Origin of the sequence: Pisciglobus halotolerans, assembly GCF_900113675.1 — a bacterium.
Lineage (GTDB): Bacteria > Bacillota > Bacilli > Lactobacillales > Carnobacteriaceae > Pisciglobus > Pisciglobus halotolerans.
In genome coordinates, this window is the sequence record NZ_FOQE01000005.1 from 75,918 (window position 1) to 96,770 (window position 20,853).

Genomic DNA, 20,853 nt, shown 5'->3' on the forward strand with positions numbered 1-20,853 from the left:
ATCTTTCCCGAGAAACACCTATTCTATCATACGCTAATCTCTTTTAAAAAAAAAGAAAAATAAAACAGTCGCAGACTGCTTTAAAGAATGATGAGGTGACAAACAATTGAATCAAAAAGGACTTTCCTCTAAAAATCAGTCTGGCGATGCGAATAAGTGTTCCCTTTATTATAGCAAACAATCCAATGAATTACACTATATTTCCCTGAGAAGATAGCAATTACAACAAATAAGTGTTAAAATAAGACGTCAAAAGAAACGGTTCAATGAAGGAGAGAAAAGATTTCGTGACATCGATTATTCTATTTGTTCTTTCTTATTTTCTCGGTTCGATCCCTTCAGGTGTATGGATCGGAAAAAAATTCTACCATACAGACATTCGTAAACATGGTAGCGGAAATACAGGTACGACGAACACCTTTCGCGTCCTTGGTGTCAAAGCAGGGATTGCTGTACTATTAGCCGATGTTTTAAAAGGAACTTTAGCAGCTAGTTTGCCTTATTTTTTTCATTCTAGTCTAAATCCAATGGTGGTTGGATTAGGCGCTATTTTAGGACATACTTATCCTATCTTTGCTCAGTTTAAGGGTGGAAAAGCTGTTGCAACTAGTGCAGGTGTTCTGTTGGCTTATAACCCGCCATTTTTCCTGTTCTGTGCAGCCTTATTTTTGGTGATTTTATACTTTTCTAGAATGGTGAGCTTTTCAAGCATGTTATCCCTTGTTTTAATTGCGATCACGACATTGTTTATCCATGATTGGATCCTCACGCTGATTGCCTTTGTTTTGGCTATCTTTATCATTTATCGTCATCGAGCCAATATTCAGCGCATCAAAAATGGAACAGAAAGCAAAGTGCCTTTCGGATACGGTTATAAAAAAGAGAATAAATAAAAAGAACAATGAAAAAACACTTTAAGGGTTCAAACCTTTAAAGTGTTTTTGTTTACCCATAATTGATCAGCAATTCAATCATTCACTTCCATCAATCAACAGTAATTTGATAATGAGCTTCAAAATTTTGTTGAGGCTCTAAACTCTGAATCCCGGTTTTCTCTTCTAATTTCCCGCTTGCATCGGTGGTATCTGCAATGCCGAACCAAGGCTCGATACATACAAAAGGAGCTTCTTTTTGGGCAACAGACCAAATTCCGGTATAAGGAAAATCTTCGAATGTGACACTTACTTTGTGTGTTGTCTTATCTGACTCGATCGAGAATGTATTTGTGCCAGCTGTTTCGTAAATCAAAGCATCGTGTTCAAAAAGTTTTCTGGATAAGGCCATCGGTGTATTTGTTTGTCCGATGGTTTTATTAGCTGTATCAACAAAGAGACCTTCTAATGGAATCAACTTTCTAGTTTCTCTTGGCAGGAAACTAAGGTAATAATCTTCAAAAGAAGTCGTATCAGTTAATGGCACATTGAATCCTGGATGCGCTCCGATCGAGAAGTACATCTTTTCTTCTGTGTCACGATTTTCCACTGCATAGGTTACTTGTACTGAATTTTCAGACACAACATATCGAATCAGCAAAGAAAAATCAAATGGATAACGGCTTTTTGTTTCTTCTGTCGCTGTTAGTTGGAGCGTGGCTTCATTTTCATTTTGCGATACGACTTGAAAGACTTGATCGCGAGCAAAACCATGCTGATTGAGTGAATAGGTCTTTCCTTGATAAGTATATTGGTTATTTTTTAAACGACCCACAATGGGGAATAAAACAGGAGCATGTCGGCCCCAATAGTCAGGGTCTCCTTGCCATAAGTACTCTATTCCTGTTTTACGATGCTTGATACTAGTCAATTAAGCACCTTGTTCCGTAATGGTCACAGTTAATTGGTCTGATTTAAGATAAATTGCCATCATGATCCTCCTTTGAGCGTTCAAATAAAAAAACAGGCTCCACAAAAATTTTAAATTGCTTGTGAAACCCATTTTGGGAAAATAAGCGTGTTGTTATCTGTCGATCCCTAAAGCTTTTAAGATGTTAGGATTATTGATATGAATAAAGGTTCCTTTCATTCCTAAAGAACGCGATTCAACAATACCGGCTGATTCTATTTTTCTTAAAGCATTTACAATGACAGAACGAGTGACACCTATACGATCAGCTACATTAGAGGCCGTTAACCTGCCTTCTAACCCGTCTAATTGTTCAAAAACAGCTTTTAAAGCCTTTAATTCACTATAGGAGAGGGTATTTAAAGCCATATTGATCATAGCTTCATCTCGAGTCGCTTTTTCGATCTCATTATTTTTCTTATTTAATACTTCGATGCCAGTCAAAGCAGAAGCGTGTTCTGCTAAGATCAAGTCATCATTATTGAATTCAGGTTCCATTCGAGCCAGCAACAATGTACCCAGTCTGTCACCAGCTGCGAATATCGGAATAATCGTCGTCAATCCATTGGCAAATAAGTCGCGTGATTCAGTTGGGAAAACTGTATATTCACTTTCAATACCGATATTTGAAGAAGTACGAGTAATCTCCAGCATACTAGAAGCATAAGCAGCAGGAAATTGTTTATTGTTCAGCATTTGCTTGACTCGTTCATTATTGATATGATGCTTTTCGTAATAACCAAGCAACTTGCCAGTCGCATCAATCAAATAGGTATTGGCATTCAAAATATCTCCTAAGATATTCATCATTTCTGTGAAAGGCAAATCTTCCACTTCAAGATTTGTTTCAACGATCCCGCCAGAGGTTTGTAGTACTCGATTCATTTTTCTTATTTTTTCAAGCAAACCTTCATTCATCTTTTTCCTCCAACCTGCTTATTCCTAAAGAATATAGCGACTTAAGTCTTTATCAGAAGCAATGTGCTTCAATTTGTCGTCTACATAATTTTCTGTAATGGTGATTTCACCCATTTGCATATCAGGTGCTTCGAATAGCAGATCTTCTAGAACTTTTTCTAAGATCGTGTGTAAGCGTCGAGCACCAATGTTATCTGTCTCGCTATTCACTTCATACGCAATCTCTGCGATTCGTTCAATCGATTCATACGTAAAGGTCATATCAATGTTTTCAGTTTTGAGCATTTCACGGTATTGTTTGATCAAGGCGTTATTTGGCTCAGTTAAGATCTTGACAAAGTCATCTTTTGTCAAATCTTCTAATTCAACACGAATCGGGAACCGTCCTTGCAGCTCTGGAATCAAGTCGCTTGGTTTAGACACATGGAAAGCTCCTGAGGCAATGAATAAGATATGATCTGTATGGATTGAACCATATTTTGTATTGACTTGAGAACCTTCAACGATTGGCAAGATATCTCTTTGTACCCCTTCACGAGAAACTGTCCCATCATTTTGTCCTTTAGAAGTGATTTTGTCGATTTCGTCGATAAAAATAATGCCGGCACTTTGAGCTAGATCAAGAGCTTCTGCATGAATGTCTTCGTTATTTACTAATTTTTCAGATTCTTCTTGGACAAACACATCAATCGCTTCTCTGACTGTAACGTTCCGCTCAACTTTTTTCTTAGGAGACAAAGCCCCTAATGTTTCAGATAAATCGATTCCCATCTGTTCCATACCCGCATTCATAGGAGTGTTTACAGGTTTCTTCTGTTCAACGACTTTGATCGTTACTTCCCGGTTATCTAGAAGTCCATCACGAATCTGTTGTTTGATTCGATCACGGTCAGCTGAAATTTCAGCTGTCACTTCTTCTTCCTCTTCTGGTTCTTCGCCCGACAATTGATTAGGGTTGATCCCCATATTTTGGAACATTGCGCCAAATGGGTTATTTGCCGCATTACTTTGTCTTTTTTCTTTTTTGATGCCTGGTATTAAAATCTTAGCGACGCGATCGATCGCTTTTTTCTCAGCTTGTGTATAAACACGAGCGTATTGCTGTTTTTTAACCAATTGAATGGCAGATTCTACTAGGTCTCTGACCATGGATTCTACATCACGACCGATGTAACCAACTTCAGTAAATTTTGTTGCTTCGACCTTTATAAAAGGTGAGTGAACGATCGTTGCCAAACGACGCGCAATTTCTGTTTTCCCTACACCAGTTGGTCCAATCATCAAAATATTTTTTGGTGTGATCTCTTCTTGCATTTCATCATCGAGCTGCAACCGGCGATACCGATTTCTAAGGGCCACGGCAACAGATTTTTTAGCTGCGTCCTGTCCGATGATATATTTGTCTAATTCCGAAACGATTTCTCTTGGTTTCATATTTCCTTGAGTTTTCATCTTTTCACGTCCTTGTTTATACTTTGAGAAAAACTTTCCAATAAATCTTTTAAAATTCCTCTACGATGATGTTGTGGTTAGTGAATACGCAAATATCAGCAGCAATTTCTAAACTTTCTCTAGCAATTTGAGTTGCTGACAAATTTTCACCATGTCTTTTAAGGGCACGACCTGCTGATAAGGCGAAGTTTCCGCCTGAACCAATTGCGAGGATGCCATCATCTGGTTGAATGACCTCACCATTACCAGAAACGAGCAACATTTCGTCTTTATTCATAACGATCAATAACGCTTCTAACTTCTGCATGGCTCTGTCTGTGCGCCATTCTTGAGCGAGTTCAACTGCAGCTCGTGTCAAATTACCTTTATATTGATTCAATTTACCTTCAAATTTTTCTTCCAATGTAAAAGCATCAGCCACGCTACCGGCAAAGCCTACGATGACTTCATCATTATAGATGCGGCGTACTTTCTTAGCGGTGCCTTTCATAATCACTTGTTCACCCATCGTGACTTGACCGTCTCCAGCCATTGCACTTTTTCCATTATGTTGGATAGCAAATATTGTTGTAGAATGAAATTCTGTCATGTTCTTTCCTCCATTCGGCTATTTGTCTTTCCCGTTTCAAGCACGGGGATGAAAATGCCGGTAATCTTTTTGTAAATGTTCTTTCGTGACATGCGCATAAATCTGTGTGGAAGACAAACTAGCATGTCCAAGCAGTTCTTGTACCGTTCGCATATCAGCCCCATTATTCAACAAGTGCGTAGCGAACGTGTGCCGCAGCATATGAGGATGGATATCAGAAGTCAAACTGCTTTTCTTAATGATCTGATTCAAAACATATTCAATACCAGCAGAAGTGATAGGATCACCATAATGATTGACAAATAAAAAAGGATGTTCTTTATGGTGCTTTTTCATCAATAGTGTACGTCCTTTTTCTAGGTAAGTTCTTAACGCTTCTGTTGCATAATGACCAAATGGCACATAGCGTTCTTTATTTCCCTTACCGTGAATCAACAGGACACTCATATCAAAATCAATATCATTCATTTCTATGTTACGACATTCACTAACGCGAATACCCGTACCATATAAAATCTCAAGCAAAGCAGCATTACGATGGTCTAAAGGAGAATCACCCTCGACAGCTTCAAATAATGCATCAAGTTCTTTTTCATAGAAAAACTTCGGTAGACGAAGCGTTTTCTTTTTCATTTGGACATAAGAAAATGGATTGCTTTCGACGATTTGGTTTCTTAATAAAAATTGATAAAAAGCCCGCAAACTTGAAATTTTTCTAGAAACAGAGTTGCGGCTCAATTGTTGTTCATTCAGCTCTCCTAAATAAATACGGACATCTTGGACAGTAACAGCTGTAAAAGATTCTTCCCCTGTGCGCTTTAAAAAAGAGGCAAAATATAAGATGTCTTCTTCATATGCTTTTTTGGTCAATATTGAATAATCACGTTCAGAAATAAGATAGTTTAAGAAAAAAGTCATCAACTCTTGATTGTTCAAAAAAACCCCTCCACTCATACGACAAAATAACTTTATCATATCAGCAAAGGGATTACAATCATTTGACCAAGTTTAACCAATTCTTAAAAGGTGCATCACTTCAAGGGTTTGACTCTATTTATTTCTGAACAGCTTCCTTATATTCACAGTTGCTGCAAACCACTTGTTTTCCGCCTTTTGCTTTTTTCTCTACCAAATAGTGATCACATTTAGGACAGTTACGGCCAATTGGTTTGTCCCATGAAATGAACTCACATTCAGGATAGCGGTCACAGCCATAGAAAATTCGGCCCTTTTTAGATTTTCGTTCAATCACTTGTCCTTTGCCGCAAGTTGGGCAAGTTACGCCGATTTCTTTGACGATTGCTTTAGTATTACGACATTCAGGGAAATTGCTGCAAGCATAAAATTTACCGTATCTTCCCATTTTGATCACCATTGGATGCCCGCAAACATCACAATCAAAACCAGCTGGCTCATCTTTGATCTGGATTTTTTCCATTTTTTCTTCTGCGATGGCTACCGTTTTTTCAAAAGGTTTGTAAAACTCGTCGATAACTTTGACCCAATCTTCTTTACCTGCTTCAACTTCATCTAAGTCTTTTTCCATTTCGGCAGTAAAGTGAACATCAACGATTTGTGGGAAGAAATCACTGACCATTTGGTTAACGATCTCACCCAATTCAGTTGGTTCAAAACGCTTGCTTTGAAGTTTGACATAATATCTTCTTTGGATGGTATCGATCGTTGGTGCATACGTTGAAGGTCTTCCAACACCATTTTCTTCTAACGTACGGATCAGCGTGGCTTCTGAAAAACGAGCTGGAGGCTGCGTAAAGTGCTGTTTAGGTTCAATGTCAACAGATTTTACTGTATCTCCTTTTTCCATTTCTGGCAGCATATTTTCTTTTTCTGTTTTTCCGTTATCTGTTCCTTCTATATAAACTTTTTGATAGCCGGCAAATTTTAATTTCTGTCCATTTGCTCTAAACAAAACTTGGTTTCGTTCTAAGTCAACCGTCATCGTGTCAAAAACAGCCGGCTTCATTTGGCTGGCAACAAAACGGGACCAAATCAATTGGTATAGCTTAAACTGATCTTTGCTCAAATATTGTTTGATCTCTTCTGGCGTTCTAAACACACTGGACGGCCGTATCGCTTCATGGGCATCTTGCGCATTTTCAGCTTTTTTACCTTTGCGTGGAGCAGCATTTGCAAAATTTTCTCCAAATGTATCGGTAATATATTGATGCACATCTTTTTTAGCACTGTCTGCGATTCGCGTAGAGTCCGTTCTCATATAGGTGATCAAACCTACTGACCCACCGCGTCCAAGTGAGATCCCTTCATACAATTGTTGAGCGATCATCATCGTTTTACGGGTTTTAAAGTTGATTTTGCGTGCTGCTTCCTGTTGCATAGAACTTGTGGTGAACGGCAGGGAAGGATTTCGTTTTCTTTCTTTTTTAGAAACTTTCACGACATCAAATTCATCACCATCTAATTGTTGCAGCACTTGCTGAGCAGCCTGAGCATCTTTTAATGATGCTTTCTTTCCATTCAATTTGTAAAATGAAGCTTTAAATTTTTTCGTTCCTTTTTTGAAATTACCGTCGATCGTCCAGTATTCTTCTGGTTTGAAAGCTTTGATTTCTTGTTCACGGTCACAAACGAGCTTAAGTGCAGTTGATTGTACACGACCTGCACTTAGACCTTTTTTTACTTTCTTCCATAAAATAGGACTGATGGTATATCCTACCAATCGATCAAGAATCCGTCTAGCTTGTTGCGCATCAACAAGATCCATGTTGATCGTACGCGGTTCTTTAAAGGCTCCTTTGACAGCCTCTTTTGTAATTTCATTAAAAACAACTCGATTTTTATCTTGGGTATCGAGTCCAAGCAAGTAACATAAATGCCAAGCGATGGCTTCCCCTTCTCTATCCGGGTCGGCTGCCAAATAAACTTTATCCGCTTTTTTTGCATATTTTTTTAATTCTTTAATTAATGGACCTTTTCCTCTAATCGAGATATAGTCTGGTTGGTAGTCATTTTCTGTATCGATTGCCATGCGACTTTTTGGCAAATCACGAATGTGCCCTAAACTTGCGACTACTTTGTAATTTCTACCTAAATACTTTTCAATCGTTTTTGCTTTGGCTGGAGATTCTACAATTACTAAATATTTATAAGCCAATAAAAAGTGCCCCTTTCAAATGAGCTTTTTGGTCCTTCTTTCTTTCAATGACGGAATCGTAAATCATATTATGCCATTTGAATAGGGTTTGTCAACCGCTCTGTTTTCTCTTTTTTTATTGATGGCTAGAAAAAGAACTGAAAAACAGGCCGCTTTATTCGGTGCCGAAGCTGATAAAATGCACGTTTGTTTGCTATCTCACATGTTCGCTGAGTGTATGATTTAAGCAAACGAAAGTTTTTTATTTTTTCGTAGATTTAACTTTCTTTTGAAAGATTTTGAAGAATGTCATTTACAGTTGTTACACAAACTGCACCATGTTGAATGAGATCATTTGTTCCAACAGCAAAAGGATTGAAAATATCTCCTGGAATGGCAAATACTTCTCTTCCCTCATTTAAAGCAGATTGAGCAGTAATCAAACTGCCGCTGCGGTACTTTGCTTCAATGACAAGTGTGCCTAAAGACAGACCGGCAATAATTCGGTTTCGCATTGGGAAATGCGCTCTTCTAGGTTTGGTTCCTGCTGGATATTCTGAAAGCAGTAGCTGATGTTGGGCGATTTCTTTTTGAAGTGAACGATTTTCAAATGGATAGTAGCAATCCAATCCTGTACCGATCACAGCAATCGTATGACCAGCATGAACGATCGTTTGCTGATGGACGAGTTGATCAATTCCTTTTGCTAATCCGCTGACAAGCGTCAGATGATTCTGGACCAACTCAGGGACTAATGCTTTTACAACTGAGGTCCCATAAGTGCTATGCTCTCTTGCTCCGACAACAGAAAGTAAATCATTTTGGAGTAAAGAGAGCTGTCCTTGATAAAATAAAATAACTGGCGGATCATAGATCTGTTTTAGATACTGAGGATATGCTGGGTCTAAAATCGTTAGCCATCCAATGCGCTTTTCTTGATGTTCTTTTAGTTTCTCTTCAAGCGGAAAGATTTGATAACTGTTTATAAATAATTCACGGTTTTTCCTTGTTAAACCAGCTTTTTGACAAAGATCTGTCAATGAACAGTAAGGATCATCTATTTTAATCGCTACCATCTGAAGAAGCTGGCCTGAGCGTACACCTTTGCACATCGCCAAGTGAAAAATGTCTTCTCTTAAATTTTCTAATAACATATTAAGCCCTCTTTCTTAAACATATTCTTCTAAAGAATAGTTTACGCAAGAAAAAGGATTTTCATTTTTTAAATGATTGTCTTTTGCTTTACATTGTCTTCAAATCTGTTTTGATGCTGTTAGCATAAAAAATGTGTGCAAAAAAGAAAAAGCCATCACAAAAAAGAGTCGAGAACATCCTCTCAACTCTTTTTTGTCTTTGATAGGAATGGCTAAAACAATAAGGAGTGCTGAGCTTCACGCACAGGAGCAAAACTTAGGCGATGGATAGGAGAAGGTCCTTGTTGCTTTAATCCAGCTAAATGTTCTTTTGTTCCATAACCGGCATTTTTGGTAAAACCATAACCAGGATAAGCTTTGTCATAATCCATCATCATTCTGTCTCGCGTGACTTTTGCAATGATACTGGCAGCACCAATAGAAATGCTATGTGCATCCCCTTTAATGATTTTTTCTTGAGGAATAGACAGCGGTAAACGCATAGCATCAATGAGCAAATGATCTGGCGTAATGGTTAGCTCTTCAACGGCTTGGATCATTGCTTTTTTAGAAGCTTCATAGATATTGATTTGGTCAATAACCCCTGCCGAGACAACTCCGATTCCGATAGCAATTGCTGCTTCTTTTATTTCTTGGAATAATTCCTCTCGTTTGACCGCTGACAACTGTTTAGAGTCATTCACACCAAGGACATGAAAATCAGACGGTAAAACGATAGCTGCCGCAACAACTGGTCCAGCAAGTGGACCGCGCCCAACTTCATCTATACCAGCAACATGCATTTTGCCAGTATCCCAGATCTTTTTTTCATACTGTAATCTTTCTTGAAACTGTTCTTCAGCCAATTGTTTTCTTTGCAGTTTTTTTTCCCATTGTGAAATAGCTTGGATCACACCTTTACGCGTATCCGAACGTAGGAGTGAAAAATGTGCATCTGATGGATCCGTCAAAGTTCCTAATAATTGCTTCACTTCAGCTATTGTCATTTTCTTTTGTTGTTCGTTCGTCATCTAAAGCCCCTTCTTTTGCTGGTACATCATCTAATGTAAATCGTCCCAATTTTCCACTGCGTATTTCATTGACGATCATTTCACTAGCACGGTCATAATCATCTTTAAAACCACGTTTCTCAGAAATTAGCATCAACAATGATGGATCGTCTAAAGTCAGGTCCTCTTCTGATAATCCATAACGCTCGATCAATGCATGAGGATAAGACGCTTTGAGCTCTTTAATACCATACAGGGCGATATTATCCATATGGAGCAGCGAATCTTTGATTGCGCCAGTTAAGGCTAATTTTTCTCCGACTAAAGGATCTTCAAATTTTGGCCATAAGATTCCTGGGGTATCTAGCAATTCGATTTCTTTGCCAAATTTTAACCATTGTTGTGCTTTTGTTACGCCAGGTTTGTTCCCTGTTTTTGCAATATTTTTTTTGACCAATCGGTTGATCACGGTAGATTTGCCGACATTCGGGATACCTATACTCATCGCTCGAATCGCACGTGGTTTCATTCCTTTTTCCGCCATACGCTCAAACTTAGGCTCCATTAATTTTTTTGCAACTTGAGTGATCTCTTTGATTCCTTTTCCCTCTTGAGCAACGATAGGCACAGCTGGAATTCCTTGTTGTTCAAAATAAGTTACCCATTGTTTTGTTTTATAGCTATCTGCTAGATCACTTTTATTTAAAATCAATATGCGAGGCTTTTGTTGAATGATCTCATCCAATATAGGATTTCTGCTTGAAGCTGGAATACGAGCATCTACCAGTTCAAATACAATATCCACCATTTTTAATTTTTCTGTTACTTCTCTCCGGGCTTTCGCCATATGTCCCGGGTACCATTGAATCGGCATTTGTTCACGTCCTTTTTCTATTTAAACTTTTCATTTTTTATTGATCGATCTTCCCAAAATCACCTAATGGCCAAATGCGAAAGTTAGTCGTACCAACTAATTCATCTGCGGAAACAAAACCAAATGAACGACTATCTTTAGAATTCAAACGGTTGTCTCCCATTACAAAATAGTCATCTTTTGGAACTTCTTGAATGCCCGTCAGCAAACTCAAGGAAAAATCTTCTGTGAAATTTTCCCATTCTTCTAAATGATACTGACTAGGATCTAAGTAATCTTCAGAATAGGCTTTTCCATTAATATATAAGACATCATCACGAACTTCTACTGTGTCTCCTGGAAGTCCAATGACTCGTTTGATGTACTGTTTACCAGGATCATCTGGTGCATCAAATACTACGATATCAAAGCGATCGATCGAAGACATCTTATTTAGGATCAAGCGATCTTGATGATGCAGAGTAGGAACCATAGAATCGCCATCTACGCTAACTGGTGCAAATACAAAATGACGAATAAGAAAAAAAACAAGGACAGCAGCACCAATATACAAAAGGGTACTTAACCACTCATTTCCCCTTGAACTTTGCGGCTGCTTATTTTTTGGATCGTGTTTATCTCTTCTAGGTTCATAAGTGTTTTTCTTTGCTTCATTTGTCTCATTCAATTGATTTCCCTGCTTTCTTCCCATCTATTTTATGATTCGGATTTGATCGAATGGATAATAAACCATGATCACTTCTCCAATGATTGCATCGGCTTTGATGGGACCAAAATAACGACTATCATTGCTCAGTCGTCGATTGTCTCCCATAACAAAGTATTCTCCTTTTGGAATGGTCATTTTGCCCGTCAAACTTTCAAGAGTAAAATCTGAGGTCCAGATTCCTCCCGCTTCTTTCACAAAAGCATTATCCAAAAATGGCTCGTCTATCGGCCGCTCATCAATATAAAGCTGGTCATTTTCAAACCGCAGATGTTCTCCTGGAAGACCGATCACCCTTTTTACAAGCGGACGACCTGTTTCATCACGGAAAACCACGACATCAAACCGTTCAATAGAAGAAACGGTCTCTACGATCAGCTGATCGCTTTCATCAATGGTCGGAATCATTGATGAACCACTAACAGAAATTGGTAGGAAGATAAAATTTCTCAAAATCAGTGTCAGCAATCCAGCGATGATAGCCGCTTTCAGCCAAACTTTTAACTTTTCCTTCCATTTCTCCTGCATTCTGATCTCTCCAAACACATCTTTTTATTTATCATACTAAAAAATGATCAGAATAACTATTTTTTTATTTTTTGATACCGTTTTTTAGGACTTTTTGGGTTCTACAATATTTAACGTTGGTCTGTAAAAAATCATTTTTTTAATGCTAAGCTCGTTAGAAACCAATTTCTAGAAATTTCAGGAGGCGCATAGGGCTACTGATAGCCATGGAAAAAGATGCAATGTGAATCACTTAGTGTTAGGCTTTAGCCGTTAACACTAAGTTTGAAGCTTGCAAGCATTGAGACGCGATTTTCGGCTCAATGTGTTCTCATGGCTTTCCATCACTAGCCCATCGACCGTAAGAAATTTCTTTACCAACGTTAAAAGAGGAAGAACCACTTTTTGACAACCTGTACGCCTATCAATAGACGAAAAAAGAGACTTTCTTTCACATCCATCCTGTGCAGAAAGTCTCTTCCAGTCCATTTCTAATGACGGTTTTTATTAATGTTCTTGGAGGTAAAGCATCGCTGCTTCGTATTGCGTATCATTTTCTTCGATCTTCTTGCGCAAGTCATTCACTAGAGCAGAAGCTGTTTCCCCCGTTACGATACCGTCTTCTTTCAATTTATGATCACTTTGGAATTGTTTTACAGCAGCAACAGTTTCTCCATCATAGCTGCCATCTGCCGTAGTAGTATATCCCAAAGCCTTCATGACAGATTCGAGATTCTTGACTTCATCAGATAGATCACCTTTTTGGTAGGTTTCAGCAGGGTTGATGACCATCAATTCTGCATAATCAGGCAATTTCACTGTCTGATCTGGTTCAACGCCTTTTTCGTTGATCCATTCGCCTTTTGGTGTCAGCCACTTACCAATGGTCAGTTTTAATTCACTTTCATCTTCAAAGCTCAAAACAGATTGGACAGTTCCTTTACCAAAAGTTTTGGTTCCGATGATCGGGATTCCCGCAGATTCTTTTAAAGCTCCTGCTAAAATCTCAGATGCGCTGGCACTACCTTCATTGACAAGCAAAACAGAAGGTTCGTTGATTTTGAAGTCGCCATAAGTTTCATCATCTGCAAGGGTTGCAACTGGCTTTTCACCTTTTTCTTGTGTCTGAACAATGGTATCTCCATCTTCTAAGAACATGTTAGAGATCATGAGAGCTGTTTGCAATAACCCGCCTGGATTGGAACGTACATCAAAAACAAAAGCTTTTGCGCCTTGGCTTCTTAAGTCGGTTACTGTCTGAACAAGTTCATCATAAGTTGGATCAGAAAAATTCGTAATCGTAATATGACCGATTGTTGCGTCTTTTTTATCTAATGTTCCATTGACTGTTTCGATCGGAATGGTATCTCGAACTACTTTAACTTCAAAGGTTTGACCGTTTCTTTGAATGGTTAAAGTAACGCTCGTGCCTTTCTCACCCCTGATATGTGAAACAGCTTCGTTCAACGTCATCCCAGTCAGCTCTGTATCATCTACCTTCAAAATAATATCATTCGGTTGTAAACCAGCTTTTTCAGCTGGAGAACCAGCGATTGGCGAAACGATTTGAACAAAGTCACCCTGTTTCATCACTTCTGCACCGATGCCTTCAAACGAAGCGTTGATGCTTTCGTTTAAGTCACTTGTTTCAGAAACGTTCATATAATCTGTATAAGGATCTCCCAAAGCTTTTGTCATTCCACTCAATGCACCTTCGATCAACTGATCTCCGTCAACTTTTTGGTAGTACCTTGACAAAATGGTTTGATAAACTGATTCAAGCTTAGCAAACTCGTCATTTTTAGTTTGAGAGGTAGCATTTTCTTGCTGAATAGCTGCTTCATCTACTTTTGCCTTTCCATTAGAAGATAGCCAAATCGTACCTCCGATAGAAAGTAAAGCCACTACAATAAGCGAAAGAAGATAAAGAGAAATCGGGACTTTTTTTTGCTGCTTTTTTTCAGGCTCGTCTTTCATCAGATTCTCCTTTCATTTTTATCCTGTTTAACCAGTAGCATTATTCGGTTATTTATTCATCTTTAGAGCTGCTTCTAAAGCAATGACCATCATATCATTAAAAGTTGTTTGACGCTCTTCTGCGGTCGTTTCTTCTCCTGTCAATAAATGATCGCTGATCGTTAATACGGCTAGTGCTCTGCGATTATATTTGGCTGCTAGAGTATATAATCCAGCGGCTTCCATTTCAACTGCCATCACACCATAATCAGCTAATTTCTTTTTATCCAATTCTTCGTTATAAAAGCGGTCAGCCGAAAGAACGTTGCCAACACGGATGTGCATACCTTTTTCCATACCTGTTTCATACGCAGCTTTCAAAAGATCAAAGTCGGCGATCGGAGCGAAATGGACTTGGCCTTTAAAGGTATTTTCAATAATGCTGGAATCTGTTGTCGCTGCTTGAGCCAATACAACGTCGCGGACGTGGATATCCGGCTTCATCCCGCCTGCTGTTCCAACACGGATCAAGTTTTGAACTTGATAAGCTTGTATTAATTCTTCGGCATAGATCATTATGGAAGGAATCCCCATTCCAGTTCCTTGGACTGAGATGCGTTGCCCTTTATAAGTTCCAGTATATCCAAGCATATTTCTCACTGTATTATACTGCTCTACATCTTCTAAAAAAGTATCAGCAATGTACTTCGCTCGCAATGGATCTCCAGGCAGCAAAACAGTTTCAGCGATCTGTCCTTCTTTAGCACCAATATGTGTACTCATCTTTCTTTCCTCCTAATTGTCTTTTTCCTTCTTCAGTAGTATAACATAGACGATCCCAAAGGACGAAAAACCTTTCCAACTATCAAGAAAAAAGTTTTTCTTATATTTCTTGCTGTTGGTATCTTTCCCAAGCTTCATCAAAAATTGTCATACTGCTGAGGTAGCTGCCATTTAATTCTAGGTACTGACTGATCTCTTGGTAATTTTCTGATTGTTTTGGAAAACTATCGTCCAAATAAGCATCATTAGCGAACAATGTCACCGCATCTTTTTTGTGCGGATCTCTTTCGGTCATTAAGTAATGGTAAAAAGAACGTTTCATTTGCTTTCAACTCCTTTTTTGATTTACTTTCTGCATAAATAGCTGTTTCCTATCCTTATTATATTTCTTGAATAGGAGATGAGTGGCTTTCTTTACTTAGATAGACAGCTCTTTCTTCTTTTTCCTGTTGGTAGCGTTCAGGATTTTTTCTATGAAAGTCTTGGTGTTCTTCTTCAGCTGGATAAAAAGGCTCAGCTGCTTCGATCATTGTGACAATAGGTTGCTTAAATTTTCCGCTTTGCTCCAATTGACGTTTGGACATTTCTGCTACACTGCGTTGTTCTTTGTTTTGAACAAAAATCACAGGTCGATAGTTGCTGCCTCGGTCTTGGAACTGTCCCATTGCATCAGTCGGGTCTGTCTGTTGCCAATAAATCTCAACCAATTCTGCATAAGAAATGATGGTAGAATCAAAAGTAATTTCTACCGCTTCTGTATGCCCAGTCGCTTGTGTCTTTACTTGTTCGTAAGTTGGATTTTCTGTTATCCCACCAGTATAGCCTGAGATGACCTTTTTGATGCCTGGTCGCTGATCAAACGGCGAAACCATACACCAAAAGCATCCGCCTGCAAATATGGCTGTTTCGATCAATTGGTTTCTTCCTCTCTTTCACTACTTTTTTTATTTGGTACAAAGACATTCAAACGAATATCATCATTGGCCAGATCGATCCGATCCGCTGAAAAGAAAACACCACTTTTTAAAGAAAAAGTATCTAATCTTAAGATAATGGTTTCTTCTTTGTGATGGATCTCTACCCAGTTTGGTAAAGCTAACTGTTGACCGATTTGTTTCATTGCAAAAGGAATCGGTAAGTTAAGTTTACCCAAAGAGATTTGTTTGGCTTTTAACTGAACATTGCCGTTTTCCATCACAAATGGATCTAAATCTAGCTGGAAAGGTACATCTACTCCAAAAACACGAAATGTTCCTGCTAATTGCGCTTGGTCGGCCAGCTGAAATTGATACTGAACGCTTTTATTATGTGTTTCTTCAGCAAGATATTGATTGATCAATTGATTGATCTGTTTTTTTTCTGCAGTTACTTGAAAGGTTGCTGTATCATTGATTTGATTAAGATCTTCCTGATTTGCGCTTTGTTGTTGAACAGGCGAAGGCCCAGATAATTGCAAGATCAACCAGATCATGATGCCTAGGACGACAGCCAAAAGTGTCAGAAAAGCCCATTTCCATCCATTGGTTTGCTGCCGTTTATTGTTTATATTCCTTCTTTGCTTTTCTTCCATTGATAACACTTCCCTTACTTTACTTTATTCATTCTTTTGGATCGCTTGAAAAAGTACTTCTGCCATTTTTTCATATCCTGCATCGTTAGGATGGAACAGGTCTTCTTCATAGAGATAAGGATTTTCGACCACTGTTTCAGCGTCATCAGCGTCAGTTGTAGTTGACTGGTTGTTCAATCGATCGGTGCCGTTAAAAATAATATCAATAGGTAAGAAAGTTGCTAACGGTTGATGTTTGATGATCGTTTCTGTGCTGGTGTTCCATTCAATTAACAACGTCTGCATCTCCTTCAAATCAGGGAAATAAGCTGCATAAGGATTATACAATCCATAAACGTAAATGTGAGCTTTTGGATTATATACACTGATTTGCTGCAACATCTCCTTCAAATTTTCTCGATAAGCTTCTAAAGCATGATCAAAGCTTTTTTCTGAAATGGAAAGCTTTTCTTTTTTTATTGTTTGTACAATATCATTTCCGCCTGCTGTTAAAATAACCATATCGGCAGCTGTTACCTCTTTTTTTATCTCTGAATCAGTTTTGATGCGGTCAAGGATCTCATCACTTCGTTCCCCGGGCACGCCGAAGTTTTCAGTAGTCACATTCTTGACAGTATCTAGCGTCGTCAATTTTGAACGAATACGAGAAACATATCCTCCATTCCGCTGGCTATCTCCAACGCCTTTTGTCAAAGAATCTCCAATGGCTACAAGATGAATCGCCTGCTTTTCTTCAACTTTTTCAGATTGCGGTTTTGGTTGCGGTTGTTGCTTGACGAATAGATTCAAAACAAACACGACGATCACAACACCTATCAATAAAAACAAAAGGCCGCTGACAAAAGATCGTACTTTTTTCATTCATTATTTCCTTTCATGACTAAAACTTACAACATGCTGAACGATAGTCTAACGGACTATAGCATCAAGCATCTATCCTGCAACAGTAGTGAAAAAGAGCTCGGACACTTCTGTCTTTGCTCCTTTTCTTTATTTTCTAGCATACGTTTCAAAACGATGGAAGTAAATATTTTGTTCATCTACTTTTCCTTCAGTGGCTTCAATTAATTCCCACTGTTCCCAATCAATGGGAATCATATAGGTATCGCCAGCAAAAGATTCATCGATAACGGTTCGGTATAAAAGGTTGACTTCTTTTATAAAAGAAGCAAAAACGATCGCTCCGCCGATAATAAAAATATCTTTATCTATTTTATTGATAAAGTCCATGACTGCTTGATGATTGTGCATGACTTCAACGCCTTCTGCTTCGTAAGAAGGATCACTAGTGATGACGATATTCATTCGATTGGGTAGAGCTTTTTTCCCCATTCCTTCAAATGTCTTACGCCCCATTACAACAACTTGATTGGTTGTCATTTGTTTAAAAAATTTCATGTCATTCGGTAAGCGCCATGGCAGGATACCATTATGACCGATAACGCCATTGCGGTCTTCTGCCCATAAAAATGCAATCATTTATTCACTTCCTCATTCATCTATCATACTTTTTATTGTTAAACTGCAACAGGTGCTTTGATACCAGGATGTGGTTGATAACCTTCAAGCTGAATATCTTCCATCTCAAAATCAAAGATGCTGGTTTTTTCTGAATTTAATCTTAACGCTGGAAAAGGACGAGGTTGTCGTAAAAGTTGTTCATTCATTTGATCGATGTGATTTTGATATAAATGAGCATCCCCAAACGTATGGATAAATTCTCCTACTTCTAGTCCTGTTTCATGTGCAATCAAATGAGTGAGCAAAGCATAGCTGGCGATATTAAACGGAACGCCTAGGAAGATATCTGCACTACGTTGGTATAACTGACAACTCAATTTCCCATCTGCTATATAGAATTGAAACAAAGTATGACAAGGCGGTAATGCCATATGAGGAACATCTTCAGGGTTCCATGCAGAAACAATGAGCCTTCTAGAATTTGGAGACGTTTTGATGCTTTCGATCACATCTTTTAATTGATCGATCGTTTCGTTTTGGGAAGTTTTCCACCTCCGCCATTGAGCGCCATAAACGTTTCCTAAGTCGCCAAATTCAGCAGCAAATTCTTTTTCTTCTAGGATGCGTTTTTGGAAAGTATGCATCTCCTTTTGATAAGTGAGATAAAATGCTTCATCTTTTAATGCACGTCGGCCAAAGTCCGTCATGTCCGGACCATTATAACGATCACTGTTAACATAGCGTTCGAATGCCCACTCATCCCAAATATGATTGTTTTGCTCTAGCAAGTAACGAATATTGGTATCTCCCTTGATAAACCATAACAATTCACTTTTGATCAAACGAAAAGGTATCTTTTTTGTTGTTAAAAGCGGAAACCCTTTTTGCAGATCAAAGCGTATCTGATGACCAAATATACTTTTTGTCCCGGTACCCGTTCGATCGTTTTTAAAGTTTCCTTCTTCCAACACTTTCTTACCTAAAGCTAAATACGCTTCTTCCAACTTTCTTCCTCCTTCATTAGGGAGTGTATTAAGCAAACTGTGCCAAATACTCCCAGCGATCCATTTTTTGCGCTAATTCTTTTTCGAGTTCAGTTAACTTTTCTTGTAATTCTTGTAAAACCGTAAAATCATGATGCGTTGTTTCATTCATCTCTTGCTTGATTTGTTCAACATGCTCTTCCATCTCAGCAATCTCATCTTCAATCGTTTCCCACTCTTTTTGTTCTTTATAAGTTAATTTGACTTTTTCTTTCTTGACATCTTCGACTTCAGATTTAGCTGCTTGTGTTATTTTTTTATCTACAGCAGGTTCTGTCTTATCTTCTTTTTCCCTATCCATGTAAGAAGAAATCGAACCATAGTGAAGATCAATGAGGCCATCACCTTGGAAGTACAATGTTTTTTCTGAAATTTTATCTAGGAAATAGCGATCATGAGAAACAGCTAAAACTGCTCCTGGAAAAGAAGCGATATAATCTTCTAAAACTGTTAATGTATCGATATCTAAGTCATTTGTAGGTTCATCTAAAAGCAGGACATTCGGCTTTTGCATCAACAGTTTCAGTAAATAAAGACGTTTTTTCTCGCCACCTGATAATTTGCCGATCAACGTCCCGTGCATATAGCGCTCAAATAGAAATTGTTCGAGCAAGTTTGTGACACTGATCTTTTCACCGCTGCTTGTTTCAACTTCTTCTCCTGCTTCTTGTAAATAAGCGATCATACGTTTGTTTGGATCCATTTTTTCGATCGTTTGAGTAAAATAAGCTACTTTTACCGTTTCTCCAACCGTCAAAATGCCAGAATCTAGGGGCAAACGGCCAGCTAAGACATTTAATAGTGTTGACTTTCCCGTTCCATTTTCTCCAGTGATCCCTATTCGATCTTTGGCTTGAACCAATAGATCAAAATTATCAAAAATAACGGTATGATTCAGTGTAAGATTTGCTTGTTTCGTTTCAAATACACGTTTTCCTAACCGGCTTCCTTCTAAGTTCATTTCAATTGCATCATCATTTTTAACTTGATATAAATGGTCTTCTAAATCATGGAAGCGGTCAATACGTGCTTGCTGTTTGGTCGAACGTGCTTTTGCTCCAGTTCGCATCCAAGCGAGCTCTTTTTTATATAATTGTTTTCTTTTATGTTCGGCTTGCACTGCTGCTTCTTGACGCTGTGCTCTTTCTTGAACATATTGTTGATAATTGCCTGTATAAAAATTCAATGACCCATGTGAAAGCTCAACGATTCGATTCACTACTCGATCTAAGAAGTACCGGTCATGGGTAACAAGCAAAAGAGCTCCTTTATAACGGCTCAGCTCTTTTTCCAACCAAGTGATGGTTTCAAAATCTAAATGATTGGTTGGTTCATCCAAAATCAGCAGATCCGGTTCTTGGATCAGGACTTGTGCCAAGCCCACTCTCTTTCTTTGCCCGCCTGATAAAGCAGAAATGGACGCATTCAGATTTTCCAAACCAAGTTTGTTCAAGATCATTTTAGCATTTGTATCAGCTATCCAAGCGTCTTCTTGTGTCATTTTTTGTTCTGCTTTAGCAAATTCTTGCTGAAAATCCTTATTTTCAGGATCTGCTGTCAAGGAACTTAATGCTTTTTCATAATAACGTACAGCTCTTAAAATGGGCGTCTCACCTTCAAAAACAGCATCAAAGACAGTTTGCTCCTCATTAAGATCAGGATTTTGTGTAAGATAACTGATCCGATAATCTTTTGGTTTCGTAATGTTTCCTTTTTCTGCTTTATCTATTTCAGTGATGGCATTTAACAAGCTGGTTTTTCCAGAACCATTGACCCCAATCAAACCAATACGGTCACCTTCCATAATGGAGAAATCAATCTCTTTAAATAAGACTTTTTCTCCGTAAGTTTTTGTCAATTGTTCAGCTTTTAATTCTTTCATTTGATATCATCCTTT

At 38.3% G+C, this 20,853-nt stretch carries 21 protein-coding genes; 1 reads left to right on the plus strand and 20 read right to left on the minus strand.

The window, feature by feature from the left end; all coding sequences use genetic code 11:
- Positions 1-266: 266 nt before the first annotated feature.
- On the plus strand, positions 267-893 hold the full coding sequence (gene plsY, locus BM057_RS03065) for a glycerol-3-phosphate 1-O-acyltransferase PlsY (protein ID WP_047389861.1): 627 nt from the start codon (positions 267-269) through the stop codon (positions 891-893).
- Positions 894-984: 91 nt separating this feature from the next.
- Here the strand turns inward: plsY and BM057_RS03070 are convergent, their stop codons facing one another.
- The 20 genes from BM057_RS03070 to BM057_RS03165 form a co-directional block, all read right to left on the minus strand.
- Positions 985-1,803, minus strand: coding sequence for an aldose 1-epimerase family protein (locus BM057_RS03070; protein WP_245741783.1), 819 nt, complete (start codon positions 1,801-1,803; stop codon positions 985-987).
- Positions 1,804-1,956: 153 nt separating this feature from the next.
- Complete coding sequence (gene codY, locus BM057_RS03075; protein WP_047389858.1) at positions 1,957-2,760, minus strand: GTP-sensing pleiotropic transcriptional regulator CodY; 804 nt, start codon at positions 2,758-2,760, stop codon at positions 1,957-1,959.
- Positions 2,761-2,784: 24 nt separating this feature from the next.
- Positions 2,785-4,212, minus strand: a complete 1,428-nt coding sequence (gene hslU, locus BM057_RS03080; protein WP_092091404.1) for an ATP-dependent protease ATPase subunit HslU — start codon at positions 4,210-4,212, stop codon at positions 2,785-2,787.
- 49 nt (positions 4,213-4,261) lie between these two features.
- Complete coding sequence (gene hslV, locus BM057_RS03085) at positions 4,262-4,801, minus strand: ATP-dependent protease subunit HslV (protein ID WP_047389856.1); 540 nt, start codon at positions 4,799-4,801, stop codon at positions 4,262-4,264.
- A 36-nt stretch (positions 4,802-4,837) separates the two neighbouring features.
- On the minus strand, positions 4,838-5,755 hold the full coding sequence (xerC, locus tag BM057_RS03090; RefSeq protein WP_425439012.1) for a tyrosine recombinase XerC: 918 nt from the start codon (positions 5,753-5,755) through the stop codon (positions 4,838-4,840).
- Positions 5,756-5,855: 100 nt separating this feature from the next.
- Positions 5,856-7,934 (minus strand): type I DNA topoisomerase, encoded by a 2,079-nt coding sequence (gene topA / locus BM057_RS03095; RefSeq protein ID WP_092091406.1) that lies wholly within the window; start codon positions 7,932-7,934, stop codon positions 5,856-5,858.
- A 257-nt stretch (positions 7,935-8,191) separates the two neighbouring features.
- Positions 8,192-9,067 (minus strand): DNA-processing protein DprA, encoded by an 876-nt coding sequence (gene dprA, locus BM057_RS03100; protein ID WP_092091409.1) that lies wholly within the window; start codon positions 9,065-9,067, stop codon positions 8,192-8,194.
- Positions 9,068-9,279: 212 nt separating this feature from the next.
- Positions 9,280-10,077, minus strand: coding sequence for a ribonuclease HII (locus BM057_RS03105; protein WP_245741784.1), 798 nt, complete (start codon positions 10,075-10,077; stop codon positions 9,280-9,282).
- Positions 10,040-10,930, minus strand: coding sequence for a ribosome biogenesis GTPase YlqF (gene ylqF / locus BM057_RS03110; protein WP_047389850.1), 891 nt, complete (start codon positions 10,928-10,930; stop codon positions 10,040-10,042). The genes BM057_RS03105 and ylqF overlap by 38 nt, the downstream gene beginning before the upstream one ends.
- Before the next feature lie 37 nt (positions 10,931-10,967).
- A complete protein-coding gene (gene lepB, locus BM057_RS03115; RefSeq protein WP_245741785.1) occupies positions 10,968-11,597 on the minus strand; it encodes a signal peptidase I in 630 nt (209 codons plus the stop codon).
- A gap of 24 nt (positions 11,598-11,621) precedes the next feature.
- On the minus strand, positions 11,622-12,164 hold the full coding sequence (gene lepB / locus BM057_RS03120) for a signal peptidase I (protein WP_047389847.1): 543 nt from the start codon (positions 12,162-12,164) through the stop codon (positions 11,622-11,624).
- A gap of 486 nt (positions 12,165-12,650) precedes the next feature.
- On the minus strand, positions 12,651-14,120 hold the full coding sequence (locus tag BM057_RS03125; protein ID WP_092091412.1) for a S41 family peptidase: 1,470 nt from the start codon (positions 14,118-14,120) through the stop codon (positions 12,651-12,653).
- A 48-nt stretch (positions 14,121-14,168) separates the two neighbouring features.
- On the minus strand, positions 14,169-14,882 hold the full coding sequence (deoD, locus tag BM057_RS03130; protein ID WP_092091414.1) for a purine-nucleoside phosphorylase: 714 nt from the start codon (positions 14,880-14,882) through the stop codon (positions 14,169-14,171).
- 100 nt (positions 14,883-14,982) lie between these two features.
- Positions 14,983-15,204: a YozE family protein gene (locus BM057_RS03135; protein WP_047393422.1), complete on the minus strand. Its 222-nt coding sequence runs from the start codon at positions 15,202-15,204 to the stop codon at positions 14,983-14,985.
- 58 nt (positions 15,205-15,262) lie between these two features.
- The gene (gene msrA, locus BM057_RS03140; RefSeq protein ID WP_092091416.1) at positions 15,263-15,796 is read right to left on the minus strand and encodes a peptide-methionine (S)-S-oxide reductase MsrA; all 534 of its coding nucleotides are present in this window, start codon (positions 15,794-15,796) and stop codon (positions 15,263-15,265) included.
- Positions 15,793-16,452, minus strand: coding sequence for a YpmS family protein (locus tag BM057_RS03145; RefSeq protein ID WP_047393418.1), 660 nt, complete (start codon positions 16,450-16,452; stop codon positions 15,793-15,795). The genes msrA and BM057_RS03145 overlap by 4 nt, the downstream gene beginning before the upstream one ends.
- A 24-nt stretch (positions 16,453-16,476) precedes the next feature.
- Complete coding sequence (locus tag BM057_RS03150) at positions 16,477-17,313, minus strand: GDSL-type esterase/lipase family protein (RefSeq protein ID WP_092091418.1); 837 nt, start codon at positions 17,311-17,313, stop codon at positions 16,477-16,479.
- Positions 17,314-17,442: 129 nt separating this feature from the next.
- Positions 17,443-17,931 (minus strand): dihydrofolate reductase, encoded by a 489-nt coding sequence (locus BM057_RS03155; protein ID WP_092091420.1) that lies wholly within the window; start codon positions 17,929-17,931, stop codon positions 17,443-17,445.
- A 38-nt stretch (positions 17,932-17,969) separates the two neighbouring features.
- Positions 17,970-18,917 carry a thymidylate synthase gene (locus BM057_RS03160; protein ID WP_092091422.1) on the minus strand — a complete coding sequence of 316 codons (948 nt, stop codon included), beginning with the start codon at positions 18,915-18,917 and terminating at the stop codon, positions 17,970-17,972.
- 28 nt (positions 18,918-18,945) lie between these two features.
- Positions 18,946-20,838: an ABC-F family ATP-binding cassette domain-containing protein gene (locus tag BM057_RS03165; protein WP_092091424.1), complete on the minus strand. Its 1,893-nt coding sequence runs from the start codon at positions 20,836-20,838 to the stop codon at positions 18,946-18,948.
- Positions 20,839-20,853 lie beyond the last annotated feature (15 nt).

What these genes read in the sequence shown, in the direction of transcription:
- plsY (WP_047389861.1), top strand. Translation starts at nt 267, where the DNA reads ATGAAGGAGAGAAAAGATTTCGTGACATCGATTATTCTATTTGTTCTT.
- codY (WP_047389858.1), bottom strand. Translation starts at nt 2,760, where the DNA reads ATGAATGAAGGTTTGCTTGAAAAAATAAGAAAAATGAATCGAGTACTA.
- hslU (WP_092091404.1), bottom strand. Translation starts at nt 4,212, where the DNA reads ATGAAAACTCAAGGAAATATGAAACCAAGAGAAATCGTTTCGGAATTA.
- hslV (WP_047389856.1), bottom strand. Translation starts at nt 4,801, where the DNA reads ATGACAGAATTTCATTCTACAACAATATTTGCTATCCAACATAATGGA.
- xerC (WP_425439012.1), bottom strand. Translation starts at nt 5,755, where the DNA reads ATGAGTGGAGGGGTTTTTTTGAACAATCAAGAGTTGATGACTTTTTTC.
- dprA (WP_092091409.1), bottom strand. Translation starts at nt 9,067, where the DNA reads ATGTTATTAGAAAATTTAAGAGAAGACATTTTTCACTTGGCGATGTGC.
- BM057_RS03105 (WP_245741784.1), bottom strand. Translation starts at nt 10,077, where the DNA reads ATGACGAACGAACAACAAAAGAAAATGACAATAGCTGAAGTGAAGCAA.
- ylqF (WP_047389850.1), bottom strand. Translation starts at nt 10,930, where the DNA reads ATGCCGATTCAATGGTACCCGGGACATATGGCGAAAGCCCGGAGAGAA.
- lepB (WP_047389847.1), bottom strand. Translation starts at nt 12,164, where the DNA reads ATGCAGGAGAAATGGAAGGAAAAGTTAAAAGTTTGGCTGAAAGCGGCT.
- BM057_RS03125 (WP_092091412.1), bottom strand. Translation starts at nt 14,120, where the DNA reads ATGAAAGACGAGCCTGAAAAAAAGCAGCAAAAAAAAGTCCCGATTTCT.
- deoD (WP_092091414.1), bottom strand. Translation starts at nt 14,882, where the DNA reads ATGAGTACACATATTGGTGCTAAAGAAGGACAGATCGCTGAAACTGTT.
- BM057_RS03135 (WP_047393422.1), bottom strand. Translation starts at nt 15,204, where the DNA reads ATGAAACGTTCTTTTTACCATTACTTAATGACCGAAAGAGATCCGCAC.
- BM057_RS03145 (WP_047393418.1), bottom strand. Translation starts at nt 16,452, where the DNA reads ATGGAAGAAAAGCAAAGAAGGAATATAAACAATAAACGGCAGCAAACC.
- BM057_RS03150 (WP_092091418.1), bottom strand. Translation starts at nt 17,313, where the DNA reads ATGAAAAAAGTACGATCTTTTGTCAGCGGCCTTTTGTTTTTATTGATA.
- BM057_RS03155 (WP_092091420.1), bottom strand. Translation starts at nt 17,931, where the DNA reads ATGATTGCATTTTTATGGGCAGAAGACCGCAATGGCGTTATCGGTCAT.
- BM057_RS03165 (WP_092091424.1), bottom strand. Translation starts at nt 20,838, where the DNA reads ATGAAAGAATTAAAAGCTGAACAATTGACAAAAACTTACGGAGAAAAA.